11 protein-coding genes are annotated in these 12,652 nt (G+C 63.8%); 7 read left to right on the plus strand and 4 right to left on the minus strand.

Annotated elements, in window-relative coordinates; translation table 11 throughout:
- Positions 1-3 precede the first annotated feature (3 nt).
- On the plus strand, positions 4-1,014 hold the full coding sequence (locus WBN73_RS17465; protein ID WP_337340937.1) for a GNAT family N-acetyltransferase: 1,011 nt from the start codon (positions 4-6) through the stop codon (positions 1,012-1,014).
- Positions 1,015-1,020: 6 nt separating this feature from the next.
- Here WBN73_RS17465 and WBN73_RS17470 read toward each other — a convergent pair whose 3' ends face one another.
- Positions 1,021-1,539: a DinB family protein gene (locus WBN73_RS17470; protein ID WP_280627744.1), complete on the minus strand. Its 519-nt coding sequence runs from the start codon at positions 1,537-1,539 to the stop codon at positions 1,021-1,023.
- Between the two features lie 128 nt (positions 1,540-1,667).
- On the opposite strand from WBN73_RS17470, the gene WBN73_RS17475 reads away from it, so the two are divergent.
- On the plus strand, positions 1,668-2,051 hold the full coding sequence (locus WBN73_RS17475; RefSeq protein ID WP_337340936.1) for a VOC family protein: 384 nt from the start codon (positions 1,668-1,670) through the stop codon (positions 2,049-2,051).
- Positions 2,052-2,146: 95 nt separating this feature from the next.
- Here the strand turns inward: WBN73_RS17475 and WBN73_RS17480 are convergent, their stop codons facing one another.
- Entirely contained in the window at positions 2,147-4,663 is a 2,517-nt protein-coding gene (locus tag WBN73_RS17480) for a DNA gyrase/topoisomerase IV subunit A (protein ID WP_337340935.1), read from the minus strand.
- A 54-nt stretch (positions 4,664-4,717) separates the two neighbouring features.
- On the opposite strand from WBN73_RS17480, the gene WBN73_RS17485 reads away from it, so the two are divergent.
- Genes WBN73_RS17485 through WBN73_RS17500 form a run of 4 tightly spaced genes read left to right on the plus strand, consistent with a single transcriptional unit; the run spans position 4,718 to position 10,137 of the window.
- Entirely contained in the window at positions 4,718-7,405 is a 2,688-nt protein-coding gene (locus WBN73_RS17485) for a bifunctional acetate--CoA ligase family protein/GNAT family N-acetyltransferase (protein ID WP_337340934.1), read from the plus strand.
- Between the two features lie 56 nt (positions 7,406-7,461).
- Positions 7,462-8,187, plus strand: a complete 726-nt coding sequence (locus WBN73_RS17490) for a DUF5998 family protein (RefSeq protein WP_207597168.1) — start codon at positions 7,462-7,464, stop codon at positions 8,185-8,187.
- Between the two features lie 26 nt (positions 8,188-8,213).
- On the plus strand, positions 8,214-9,404 hold the full coding sequence (locus tag WBN73_RS17495) for an alkaline phosphatase family protein (protein WP_207597169.1): 1,191 nt from the start codon (positions 8,214-8,216) through the stop codon (positions 9,402-9,404).
- Positions 9,397-10,137 carry a thymidine kinase gene (locus WBN73_RS17500; RefSeq protein ID WP_207597170.1) on the plus strand — a complete coding sequence of 247 codons (741 nt, stop codon included), beginning with the start codon at positions 9,397-9,399 and terminating at the stop codon, positions 10,135-10,137. Before WBN73_RS17495 ends, WBN73_RS17500 begins: the two co-directional genes overlap by 8 nt.
- 9 nt (positions 10,138-10,146) lie before the next feature.
- Here WBN73_RS17500 and sepH read toward each other — a convergent pair whose 3' ends face one another.
- On the minus strand, positions 10,147-11,487 hold the full coding sequence (sepH, locus tag WBN73_RS17505; RefSeq protein WP_337340933.1) for a septation protein SepH: 1,341 nt from the start codon (positions 11,485-11,487) through the stop codon (positions 10,147-10,149).
- Positions 11,488-11,781: 294 nt separating this feature from the next.
- Here sepH and WBN73_RS17510 point away from each other — a divergent pair, with 294 nt between their 5' ends.
- Positions 11,782-12,081, plus strand: a complete 300-nt coding sequence (locus tag WBN73_RS17510) for a DUF4193 domain-containing protein (RefSeq protein ID WP_207597172.1) — start codon at positions 11,782-11,784, stop codon at positions 12,079-12,081.
- Positions 12,082-12,117: 36 nt separating this feature from the next.
- Here the strand turns inward: WBN73_RS17510 and WBN73_RS17515 are convergent, their stop codons facing one another.
- A complete protein-coding gene (locus WBN73_RS17515; RefSeq protein WP_198318398.1) occupies positions 12,118-12,615 on the minus strand; it encodes a DUF3093 domain-containing protein in 498 nt (165 codons plus the stop codon).
- Positions 12,616-12,652: the final 37 nt, after the last annotated feature.

The following is a 12,652-nucleotide window of genomic DNA, read 5'->3' on the forward strand; positions in this document are numbered from 1 at the left end:
GGCATGCCTTTCAACGCCGCAAGCCCTGCTGTGCCCAATGCCGACATCACCGGCCTGCAGTGGCGGCCTGCCACCATGGAGGATCTTGATAACTGGGCGGCCCTGATAGCCCGGACGGCCGCCGTCGAACATCCCGTTTGGTACGAAAAGCGCGGGGACCTGGCCCACATCCTGGAGTCCAGCAAGAACCCGCCGCAGACGAGCACCCTGCTGGGTTTGGACGCCGCCGGTGCCGCACGCGCCTACGGACGTATTTCCAAGAACCCGGAGGGCGACAAAGCCACCGGAGGGGCTTGTGTTGATCCCGAATGGCAGCAACGCGGGATCGGCTCAGCAGTCCTGGTGTGGCAGGAAGAGCAGGTGCGCAGGCGGTTCGACGCTGATCAGGCTGCCGGGCATACAGAGGCACCGCCGCGGCTCCGCATCCAGACAGAAGAACAGCACGAACACCAGGCCACTCTCCTGATGGGGCATGGGTATGCTGCCGTCCGCTGGTTCAATGAAATGCACCGGCCCCTTTCCCACGAACTGCCCCAAGTGCCACTGGGTGCCGGCCTGGAACTCAGGACGCTGGAACCGACGCTCTTTGAACCCGTACGTCAAGCGCACAACGATGCTTTCAGGGACCACTGGGGGAGCGAACCCCGGGACGAAGAGTCCTGGCGCTTCACCATCGAGGAACCCACGGCGCGGCATGATCTCAGTGCGGTGGTTCTCGACTCAGGGACGGGGGAGGTGGCTGGATACCAGTTGAGCAGCTTCGATCCCGATTCCGCAGCAGACCGCGGTTTCACAGAGGGCTATACGGAGCTCCTGGGAGTTCGGCGCGCCTACAGGGGCCGTGGCATTGCACAAATGCTGCTGGCGGACGCCATGCGCCGGTACACCGATGCCGGGATGCAGGTGGCGTCGCTGGATGTGGATTCAGCCAACCCCACCGGTGCGCTGGAGCTTTACCTCCGGATGGGCTATGCGCCCGTGAACCGCAGCATGACGTGGGAGAAGATGCTCTAGCCCGTCTTAGCCGTCCACGTCATGCAGATGGTGGACAACATCGTGGAGGAAGTACTGGGAGAACGTCAGCACAGTAAACGAGGACCCGTTGCTGCGGGTGCCGGTGCGCTGCCAGTCATTCTCGGTGACCCGGGCAAAGGACTCGGCGATCTCGCTGCCCTCCGCTTCAAGTTCGTCAGCCACGGTTCGGGGGTCGGCCGAACCGTACTCCCCATCGATGGCGGCCTGGTCCTGGTCCCAGTTGTCGAACCGGGCATCATCCTCGGTCAGCATCAGGTTCAGTCGTTGGTCGAACAGGCTGAACACATCGCGGACGTGGCAGGCGTACTCCAGGTTGGACCATGTGTGGTCGTCTGGCCGGACGGCCGCATCTTCCCGACGGAGGACAGCCCTCCACCGGGGGAGCATGTTCAGGACCGACCCTGGCACCGTGGAAGGAGTTACCGTGGCGGGGTCGAAACCACATTCGGGGCAGGGCTGGGAGAGCACCCAGGTCCAGTCTTTTTCGTCAGGGATGATCGGCATGCCGCCAGTCTAAGCCGACCTGCACCACACCCGTTGCGAACCGTGAAATATGGTGTCGTTTTCGCATGACGTGCCCGCCCGCGCAAGAGTAAAGTTCATTCCGGGGGGAGAGCCGGAAAGAGAAAAACATGCTCAAGGATCAGCAGGTTGGTGCCGTCCTACCGGCACAGGACATAGCCCGGGCCCGCGCGTACTACAGCGAAAAACTCGGACTGGAACCCGAAAATCCGGACGCCGACGACAACCTCCAGTACAGGTGCGGCGATGGAACGGGATTCTTCGTTTACCAGACACCCAATGCCGGGTCCGCGAAGAACACCCAGATGGGCTGGACAGTCGATGACGTCAAGGCCACCGTGCAGGAACTGCGCGGCAAGGGTGTCACGTTTGAGGACTACGACTTTCCTGGATTGAAAACTGAGGACGGAATCGCCACGATGCCTGACGGCAGCGCTGCGGCATGGTTCCTGGACAGCGAGGGAAACATCCTCAGCATCAACCAAACCGGCTAGCCCGCGCCGTGGCCCCAGGGCCACGGCACAGCGAAGGCCGGGGTCCATCTCCCCGGCCTTCGCTGTTCCTGACGGCTGTGCTGTTCGTGGCGCGGCTATTCTGCCGCTTCGACCCATGCCATGCTCGGTCCGATCGCCTCAACAGGCTGCGACAACGGCACGCCGGAACCATCCCTGCGGCCATGCTCGTGCGGGAGGGCCCGCGCGACGCCGGCTGCCGAGGACGCTTTGGCGGGGCCATGTCCCGCCCACGCCAGCAGCAGGGTGTCTTCTCCCTTGAGGAAACGGTGGACCCGGACGCCGCCGGTGGCACGGCCCTTGGCCGGGTACTCCTCGAAAGCTGTCACCTTCGCGGTGCCGGGAGCTGTACCCGGCAAGGCGCCATTGGTGCCGGCAATGGTGACGACGACGGCGGCGGGATCGTTGGTGCGTACGGTTCCGAAGTGGATCACTTCATCACCGGCGGCCAGCTTGATGCCGGCCATACCGCCCGCCGTTCGGCCCTGCGGCCGGACGTTGGACGCACTGAACCGGAGCAATTGTGCCTGTCGGGTCACGAAGACGAGATCGACGTCGTCCTCCTGTGCCGGTTCCACAGCGAGGACCGAATCCTTGTCCTTCAGTGCGATGATCTCCCAGTCCTCACGGTTCAACGGATAGTCCGGTTGAACCCGTTTGACGATTCCCTGGACGGTGCCAACAGCGAGGATGGCATCCAAGGGAACGAACGCAACCAGAGTCTCGCCCTTGACCAACGTGATGAAGTCCTTCGCCGGGACACCGCCGGCAAGGTTGGGAAGCCCGGACGTCGGCGGGAGGACGGGCATGTCCATGACCTGCAGGCGCAGCATGCGCCCTTGCGACGTCACCGCGCCGATCTCACCCCGGGCAGTGGTTTTCACCACCGAGCGGAAGACATCGTGCTTGGCCCGGGGTCCCGCTTCGGCCAGCGGCTCCTGGTTGGACGTCCTGGCAATCTGGCCTGAGACGCTGAGCAGGGCCCAGCAGGGGTCATCCGGAATCTCCAAGGGCAACGCCGCAGCCTTGCCCTTGGGGCCGGGAGTGGAAGCTGCGAGGGCTGCAGCCACGGTGGGGGAGACGGCTTCGGACTCCAGCAGCACCGTGCGCCGGGGCGTGCCGTACTTTTCGGCGATGACCCCCAACTCGCCGGAGACGAGGTCGCGGAGCAACTCATCGGAGGCCAGGATGGCCTCAAGTGCCTCGATTTCGCGGCGGAGCTCGTTCTGTTCCTTCTCCAGTTCAAGCCGGGAATACTTGGTCAGCTGCCGCAGGCGCAGTTCCAGGATGTAGTTGGCCTGGATCTCGGTGAGGTCGTAGATGGACATCAACCGCTCGCGGGCGGCAGACGCTTCGTCGGAGGAACGGATGATCTGGATGACTTCGTCGATGTCAACGATCGCGATCAGCAGCCCCTCCACCAAGTGGAGGCGGTCCTTCTTCTTGCCCAAGCGGAAGGACGTACGGCGGCGCACCACAGTCAGCCTGTGCTCAACGTACACCTGCAACAACTGCAGGAGGCCCAGCGTCTGTGGCTGACCGTCCACCAACGTAACGTTGTTGATCCCGAAGGAATCTTCCATGGGTGAATAGCGGTAAAGCTGCTGGAGGACGGCGTTGGGGTTAAAGCCGTTCTTGAGCTCGATGACCAAGCGCAGGCCGTGGTTGCGGTCCGTCAGATCCACCACATCGCTGATGCCTGTCAGCTTCTTGGCGTTGACGGCATCCTTGATCTTCTCGATCACCTTTTCCGGGCCCACCATGTAGGGGAGCTCAGTGACCACCAGGCCGGTCCGTCGGGCGGACAACTGTTCCACCTCAACCTTGGCGCGGGTTTTGAAGGAACCGCGGCCGGTGGCGTAGGCGTCGCGGATTCCGTCCAGCCCAACAATCCGGCCGCCTGTGGGGAGGTCGGGACCCGGGATGAACCTCATGATGTCATCCAGCGTGGCGTCCGGGTTGGCGATCAGGTGGCGTGCGGCGGCGATGACCTCAACGAGGTTGTGTGGAGGCATGTTCGTTGCCATGCCCACCGCGATGCCCGTAGTGCCATTGACCAGCAGGTTGGGGAAAGCGGCTGGGAGGACATCCGGCTGGGTCAGTTGGTTGTCGTAGTTGGGGACGAAGTCGACTACGTCTTCGTCCAAGTGATCCGTCATGGTCAGCGCGGCGGCGGCCAGGCGTGCCTCGGTGTACCGCGGTGCTGCCGGTCCGTCGTCGAGCGATCCGAAGTTGCCGTGGCCATCGATCAGCGGCAGGCGGAGGGAAAAGTCCTGCGCCATGCGCACCATGGCGTCATAGATCGCGGTGTCGCCGTGGGGGTGGAGCTTGCCCATGACCTCGCCCACCACCCGGGCACTTTTGACGTGCCCGCGATCCGGGCGGAGGCCCATATCGGACATCATGTACAGGATGCGCCGTTGAACGGGCTTCAGTCCGTCGCGGGCGTCCGGGAGCGCACGCGAATAAATCACTGAGTAGGCGTACTCCAGGAAGGAGCCTTCCATCTCCGAAGTGACGTCGATGTCCACGATATTTTCGGTGAAATCGCCGAGGGGTTCGGCTGTCCGTGCTGATTTTTGGCTGCGGGCCATGGGGTCGGTGAATCCTTGAAGTTGTACTGCGGATGTTTTAGCTAGGCTAAGCCTATGGTGGATCAGCCCGGCGTCGGCATTTATCCGGAATATTGGGAGGCTGATGTCGTCCTGCGCGACGGCGGAACCGCCCACCTTCGCCCCATCCGGCCCGAGGACGCCGATGCCCTGCAAGCCTTCCATGCGGGCCAATCGCAGGCGTCGATCTACATGCGGTTCTTTTCCTTCAAACCCCGGCTCTCCGGCAAGGAAGTGCGGCGGTTCACCGAAGTGGACCACATCAACCGGGTGGCCTTCGTCATTACCATCGGCGGGGAGATCATGGGCATCGGCCGTTACGACCGGCTGGATGACCCGGACGAGGCTGAAGTCGCCTTCAATATCTCAGATGCCCATCAGGGCCGCGGGATCGGCTCGATCCTCCTGGAGCACCTGGCCGTTGCCGCCCGCGAAAACGGCATCCGGCGTTTCACTGCCGAGGTCCTGCCGGACAACCGGAAGATGCTGATGGTCTTTGCCGACGCCGGCTACGACCTCACCCGGCAATTCGACGATGGCGTGGTGAGCGTCGAGTTCAACATCGACCCCACGGAGAAGTCGCGGGCCGTCATGGAATCCCGTGAGCACCGCGCCGAGGCCCGCAGCGTGCGCGACCTGCTGTCGCCGTCGTCGGTGGCTGTTATCGGCGCCAGCCGCAAGTGGGGGACCATTGGCTACCAATTGCTCGAACACATCATTGAGGGCGGGTTCAAGGGCCCGGTCTACGCGGTGAACCCTGAGGCTTTTGAACTTGCCGGCATGGTCTCCTTCGGCAAGTTGTCGGAAATACCTGGACCTGTGCAGTTGGCCATCATCGCTGTTCCTTACGAAGAAGTACCCAAGGTGGTGGACGATTGCGCTGCTGCCGGCGTCAAGGGCATCGTAGTGGCAACTGCAGGATTTGCCGACGACGGCGAGCGGGGCCTGGCACGCCAGCACGAACTGGTGCGTCGTGCCCGGGCCAACGGGATGCGGGTGATCGGCCCCGAGTCCCTCGGAATACTGAACACCCACCCGGCCGTATCCCTCAACGCGTCCATGGCGCCCACCATGCCGCCCAGGGGAAGTTTGGGCCTGTTCAGCCAATCTGCTGCTGTGGGCGTTGCTGTCTACGCCGCCGCCAGCCGCCGCAGGCTCGGGTTGTCCTCCTTCCTCTCGGCGGGAAACCGTGCCGACGTTTCCGGCAACGATGCCATGCAGTACTGGGAGGACGACGCCGACACCTCCGCAGTGGGCCTGTACTTGGAATCCATCGGCAACCCCCGTAAGTTCTCCCGCCTGGCCCGCCGGTTGTCGCGGAGCAAGCCTGTGATCGTCGCAAAGTCCGATGTGACGGGCCTCAGCCTGCCGCCGGGGCACGAAGTGCGGACCACCCAAGCCCCCGCTGCCGCAGTGGACGCCATGATGCGCCAAGCAGGCGTCATCCGAGTGGAAACCATTGAGCAGCTCATGGACATCGCCCAGATCGTGTCATCCCAGGCGCTGCCACAAGGCCCCGGGGTTGCCGTCTATTCCAATTCCGTGGCCTTGGGCAAAGTAGTTTCCGACACCGCGGGTCCGCTCGGACTGGAGGTGAACCGGCTGGTCACTGACGTTGACCTCGACGCCGGTATGTCGCTTGCGCTCCCGGCACTGCGGACCAGCCTCATGGAAAGTCTGGCCGATCACTCCGTCCACGCTGTGATTGCCGCACTCCTTCCCGCGAGGGGACTCACGGTGGAGGCGTTGGCCGGTGTCCTCGCGGAATGTGCCGCAGAGGCCGGGAAACCCGTTGTTGCCGCGTTCACGGGAATTCTGGACCCCTCGGTCCACGTGGAGGGCATGGTGGGTTCCGCGGGGAAGCCTGTGCTTCCGTGTTTTTCCAATGCGGGCGCCGCCGTGGCTGCCTTGGCGGCCATTGTTGGCTATGCGCAATGGCGCGACAGGGACCAAGGACTGTTCGTTGAACCGGACGGCTGCGACGTGGAGGGCACCCGGGAAACGCTGACGGCGATGCTGGCCGGTGTTACCGGCGAGAAACTCAGGAAGCTCGACGCCGGGGCTGCCGCGGCGCTGCTTGCCGGCTACGGAATCGACGTGGTGCCCACGCTTGGATTCGGGACACCGGACGAAGCCGTGCAGGCGGCCGACGCGGTGGGTTGGCCTGTGGTCCTGAAAACCACCGACCCAGCCCTCCGGCACCGGCTGGATCTGGGCGGGGTGCGGTTGGACATCCAGGACGCGGAATCGCTGCGCCTGAACGTTGCACAAATGCGCCGGGCCTTGGAACCATATGGATCGCCGTCCCTTGAGGTCCAGGCCATGGCTCCGGTGGGACAGGCCTGCACTTTCCGGGCCATTGAGGATCCGTTGCTGGGGCCCGTTCTCTCCTTTGGGTTGGCCGGTGATGCCGTGAACCTGCTGGACGACTGGGCCCACCGGGTACCTCCGCTCTCGGCTGCGGACTTGCATGACGTCATCCGCTCACCGCGCGCCTCAAGGAAACTCTTTGGTTATCAGGGACTGCCTGCGGTGGATGTGGCTTCCCTGGAGGACATAGCGGCCAGGCTTGCGAAGCTGAAGGACGATCACCCGGGAATTGCGCTGGTGGAATTCAACCCCGTCCTGGCCGGTCCCTCGGGCGCCACGATCCTGGGTGCCGAGGTCTGGATTGGCAACGCCGCACAGCGGACTGACAGCGCGCGGCGTGCGATGCGAAGTTAGCCACAGGGTGGACCGCGCGGTTAGGAAGTCATCAACCGATCTGTGAAAATGGGGGAATGAGCACCCAGTCTCCGACGCCTCAATCACGCCCGTCCAACACCGGGCACCACACCGCGCATAACCACAGCTCGCAGGGGCAGAGCCTGGACCAGGCATTGCAGCAGGCGGGGTTTTATCCGCGGCTCGTGGCGGACGTCGTCGATGACGCCCTGGACGGCCGGGAGTGCCTTTCCCATTTGGTGCACTTGGAGACGCACTTTGACCGCGCCGAGGTCCGCAGGCACATCACTGTCCTGGTGCTCACCGAAGACATGCTGGTCATCACCCATGTTGACGACCAGCAGCTTGATGAAGCCGGCGAGCAAATTGTTGCCCAGATCTCTACGGAGTCGGTCCCAGTGGCCCAAATCCGCTCGGTGGTCCTCAGCTACATGTACTCCCAGCCCCAGAACTACAAGCCCTCCGATCCTGTACGGGAGCTCACTGTCTCCATTGCCTGGTCCGGAGGCCAGCGTTTGGACATGGGACCGGCGAGCTGCGGAGACCCCCAGTGCGAGGCAGATCATGGGTACAGCGGCACCATTGCCCAGGAAGACATCGTGCTGCGCATCAGCGCCGAAGCGGATGGTCTGCAGGCCGTCCAGGATGCCAAGCTCTTTGCCCGCGCCCTGCGTGCCGTTAATACAGGAAATCCGGCTCCCGTCCAGCACACGGGCATCCCCGCTCCGCGGCCGCGTTCGGGTGTCTTCAGCAACCGCTTGAGCCGCGGACACCAGCGTTGAGGGACGCCGCGCAGACCTCGTCCCCGGTGACCCACGACGCAGCCGATCTCCCCTCGGCCCCGCTGTTCGGGAGCAAGTCGATCGCGGAAGTCTTCACGAGTTCCGCCGCTGCTCTCGGAGTGCCCGGGTTCACCAACCACTTGCAGGTGCCGGCATCCCAGCGTATCTGCGTGGTCCTCGCCGATGGTTTGGGCCGCAACCTGCTCAAACAGAAGGCCTCCCACACGCCCTTCCTCCGCTCAGTCCTGGCCGAAGGACAGGGTAACGTCCCGCAGTGGATCGACTCAGCATTCCCCAGCACCACGGCAGCCTCCCTGGCGAGCCTGGGCACCGGCTTGCCCGCCGGACAACATGGCATGGTGGGATACGACGTCCTGGATCCAGCGCAGGACAAGGTAGTGAACCTCCTGGGCAACTGGGATTCACAGGTGGATCCTGTGGAGTGGCAGCCCCACTCCACCGTCTTTGAACGACTGGCCGAGGAACTGGACGTGGTGACCGTCAGCCTGCCTCAATTCGGTAACTCGCCCATGACGCAGGCCGCACTGCGGGGGAGCAGGTTTATTGGCGGCACTACGCTGCATGCGCGGACGGCCGCGGCCGCGGAAGCAATGTCCGGTGGCGGACGTTCCCTGATGTACTTCTACCTCAATGAGCTGGACAAAGCGGGCCACCGCCATGGCTGCCAGTCGGACCGTTGGGAGCATCAACTCGAAGAACTGGATTCCGCGGTCAAACGGCTCTCCTCAACTCTCCCGGCAGGTACCACCATCCTGTTGACCGGTGACCACGGCATGGTGGACGTTCCCGAATCCCAGAGACTCGACTACTCCGCCGATGAATCCTTGGTGGCAGGAGTCAGGCACACTGCAGGGGAGCCGCGCATGGTGCACCTGTACCTTGAACCCGATGCCACCGCGGAGCATCGCGAAGCCCTGCTCGCAGCCTGGCGTCATCGCTTCGGTGAGAGGATCTGGGCTTTCACGCGGAACCAGGCCATGGACGCCGGATTGTTCGGTGCTGTCCGCCCCGAGGTTGCGCCGCGCATTGGCGATGTCATGATCGCAGCCCGCGATACCCTGGCACTCTATGACACCCGCCGTGCCCGCCCCGCTTCCCTGGAGGTAGTGGGCCAGCACGGTTCGCTGACCAAAGCCGAGCGCGAAGTTCCCTTGGTGTGCTTCGCTGCTGCCGGCAAGAAGGGCAAACGTGGCTGAACTGGTCTTCTTCTCAGGCACCATGGACTGCGGCAAGTCCACCCTTGCCCTCCAGATGGACCACAACCACCGCGCAAGGGGCCGCGGAGGTGTTCGCTTCAGCTGCAACGACCGCGCCGGATACTCCACCATCTCCAGCAGGTTGGGACTCCACATCGACGCCGTTGAGGTGGAGGGTGACACCGACTTCTGGGACGAAGTTGTGGTCCGCCGCACCAGCGGACTCCGCGTGGACTACCTTATTTGCGATGAAGCGCAGTTCTATACACCCGCCCAAGTGGAGCAGTTGGCACGTGTGGTGGATGAGATGGAGGTGGACGTCTTCGCCTTTGGCATCACCTCGGACTTCCGCACCCGGCTGTTTCCTGGGTCACAGCGCCTCATTGAGCTGGCCGATAAGGTCCAAGTGCTGCAAGTGGAAGCACTGTGCTGGTGCGGGCGCCGGGCAACTCAGAATGCCCGGACGGTGAATGGCATCATGGTGGTGGAAGGCAAGCAGGTGATGGTGGGTGACGTGGCACCAGCCACCGGGGGCGAGCACGTAGAAGGCAGTCCGGAGGCCGGCGTCGAAGGCCGTGAGGCTTCGGTGGGTTACGAGACATTATGCCGCCGCCACTACATGCGGCGCGTCACGGTGCATGGTGCCAACCTGATGGCAGGGGCGGACCAGCCGCTCCCTTTCGACATTGACGCTTGCCTCTGGCCGGGCGCCGGGGAGCTCCGCCACAGCTAGCTTGTGGAATCAGTCTCCGCGAGCTCCAAAGACAATCTCGTCCCAGCTGGGAATGCTGGACCGCTTTGGCCGTGACGGTTGGCGTTCTGCGGGGGCATCGGGGTCCTTGCGGCCCGCGGAGTCCCCGGGGTTCTTGGAATCATCAGCAAGGGTTTCGATGTCCCGATGATCTTCAGGAGATTCCTCCCGCGGAGAGTCCGTGTTTCGGACAGTGCTGTTGCCACCCAGGAGTTCGTCAAGCCCGGCAGGTTTGCGCCCTGTGAGTGAAGTGACGGGTCGCAGCGGGCCGGCTACCACCGTGATCTCCCGCGTTTCCGTGCTGACGCCGTGGTGCAGCTTCAGGGAATCGTCTTCATCTTCGTCGTGGGGTTCAAAGTGCCGCGGAGCCAGGCTCAGCCGCGAGAGCATGGAAGGGCGCCCGTCTTTACGTGCAGGTTCCTCCGCGACGGCCGGAGCCGGTTCGGGATCTGCAGCGTCGTTTTCTTCGAGGTCTTCGTGCTCGCTTCCGGGCCGCGGGTGGGCTGCGGGAACGTTGCTCAGCAGCACCGCCAAGGCGTCGTCTCCGTCTTCGTCCACGCCCAGGCGCTGACCCCGCCGCGAACGCAGCATTTCCAGGAGGCTGTCCGATTCCTTGGCGGACGCGCGGGCGGCTGTCTCAGCATCGGTTTCGAAATCGAAAGGCCGGTCCGAGACGGCAGCGAGCCTGCGCGCCGGGACGGGTCCATCCAGTGGCTCCAGCTCGCTGAGTTGTTGGGCCCAGCGGTTGGCGTTCTGAAGGGACTTGCGCTGCGGGCTGAAGGTCCACATGGCAGGAGGTTCCTCACCGATGCTGCCGTGGGTGCCCGGTACCGTTTCGAAGCGTGCGACGACGGTCCAGGAACCGTCCGTACGGCGCCACGAGTCCCATTCCACCGTGGCCGAATCGATGCCGTGGGCAGCGAGCCTGTGGTCTACCATTTCACCCAGCGTGGCCGGGTTGTCGCCGAAGGCCGAACGGTAGGCGTCGTGCCCGGGGGCAGGGGCAGCAACCTCAATGTTGCGTGCCTGCCTGGCTACGTACTCACGCTCTGCGAGGACAGGGCCTTCGTAGCGTTGGACGTTGGCGAGGGGCAGCCCGGACAGCTCGGCCACTTCGGCCGCGGTGGCCCCACTGCGGATCCTGGATTGGATGTCGCGCGGGGACATGGCAATGGCTGTGTTGGCGGCGCGGGCCGCCACTTGGGCAGGGGTCCGGCTCGCCGCTGACCTCAAGGCCTCGTCGATCGGAAGCTGGAACATCGCACCGCCGGGGCCGCTCAAAAGCAGATGCCCGCCGTCGTCGTGGACGCCTACCAGTCGTAGATCCTGCATAACACCCTCCACCACATGGCATAACTGACATTCGAAACTCTGCCACCCGCCGGGGTCTTTTCCTACTAGGAGGGAGGGCGTGCCGTGATATTCCGGTGAAACCGGCCCTGCGAGGAGTTCTTTCGGTGCTTTTTGGCAACGATTGGGGGCTATGGACATTCGTGGGCGGGAAGAGGACAATCTGGCCGATACCGGGCACAAATCCGAGGCGTGCAGCGTTGCATCCTTACCCCGGTGGCGATGGCCGCCGGACCGGCGAGAACCCACTGCAGACAGGGAGGACTAGGAAGGACCATGGCCACCGATTACGATGCCCCTCGAAAGACCGAGGAAGACGTCAGCGAGGATTCCCTGGAAGAACTCAAGACGCACCAGTCGGGGAAGCAATCTTCCGCCGTGGACGTCGATGAGTCGGACCTTGCCGACGGCTTCGAGTTGCCCGGTGCTGATTTGTCCGGCGAAGAACTCCTGATCCAGGTCATGCCACCCCAACCGGACGAGTTCACCTGCTTCAATTGCTTCCTGGTGAAGCACAAGTCCCAAATCGCCACCGAGCGTGGCGGACATTTGTACTGCACGGAGTGCGAAGGATAGGAACACCAGCGTTCCCAGGGTTCCCGCAGGGACTTGTCAGTCCCGCGGGGTGGTGAGCGCCGAGACCAGTTCGTCAGGCCGGCGGGAAGAGGCGAGCCAGTACGGAGTCCGGTCCGCGGGGTCGGTGATCTCAATCTTGACCACGGGGTCGATCCAGCCACGGAAGCACATGTAAGCGAGTCCGTTGAGCCGGGGACCCCGCTCGGCGGTGGCTTCGCCTTTGGTGAAGGCCTGGACGGATCCCACGAACTTCCGGTCGATGCTGGCCCTGCCTACCCGGACCGTGGTGGGAGTGACCGTAATCGTGGGTGTTGAGAGCACCAACATGATGGTCATGATGGCCAGCAGGACCAAAGCCGCGATGATGCCCGTTGCTGCGCTGATGGGGCCGAACATCAGGATGCCGGCGCCGGACAGGCCCACCACCACAACCCAAATCCACACTGACGGCCACAGTTTCTCGGTGTAGAGAACCTCCGATGACGTCGGGGTGTTCCGGGCAGGCACGGGGGAGGACTGGTCAGGCGTAGGCATGCCTCCAGCTTATCCGGCCCTGCGCTGGTGCTGCGTC

It is taken from the genome of Paenarthrobacter sp. CCNWLY172 (assembly GCF_037402035.1).
GTDB lineage: Bacteria > Actinomycetota > Actinomycetes > Actinomycetales > Micrococcaceae > Arthrobacter.

Excerpts from the sequence above, each read along its gene's own strand:
- sepH (WP_337340933.1), bottom strand. The coding sequence starts at position 11,487 with ATGCAGGATCTACGACTGGTAGGCGTCCACGACGACGGCGGGCATCTG.
- WBN73_RS17465 (WP_337340937.1), top strand. The coding sequence starts at position 4 with ATGCCTTTCAACGCCGCAAGCCCTGCTGTGCCCAATGCCGACATCACC.
- WBN73_RS17480 (WP_337340935.1), bottom strand. The coding sequence starts at position 4,663 with ATGGCCCGCAGCCAAAAATCAGCACGGACAGCCGAACCCCTCGGCGAT.
- WBN73_RS17490 (WP_207597168.1), top strand. The coding sequence starts at position 7,462 with ATGAGCACCCAGTCTCCGACGCCTCAATCACGCCCGTCCAACACCGGG.
- WBN73_RS17475 (WP_337340936.1), top strand. The coding sequence starts at position 1,668 with ATGCTCAAGGATCAGCAGGTTGGTGCCGTCCTACCGGCACAGGACATA.
- WBN73_RS17515 (WP_198318398.1), bottom strand. The coding sequence starts at position 12,615 with ATGCCTACGCCTGACCAGTCCTCCCCCGTGCCTGCCCGGAACACCCCG.
- WBN73_RS17485 (WP_337340934.1), top strand. The coding sequence starts at position 4,718 with ATGGTGGATCAGCCCGGCGTCGGCATTTATCCGGAATATTGGGAGGCT.
- WBN73_RS17510 (WP_207597172.1), top strand. The coding sequence starts at position 11,782 with ATGGCCACCGATTACGATGCCCCTCGAAAGACCGAGGAAGACGTCAGC.
- WBN73_RS17470 (WP_280627744.1), bottom strand. The coding sequence starts at position 1,539 with ATGCCGATCATCCCTGACGAAAAAGACTGGACCTGGGTGCTCTCCCAG.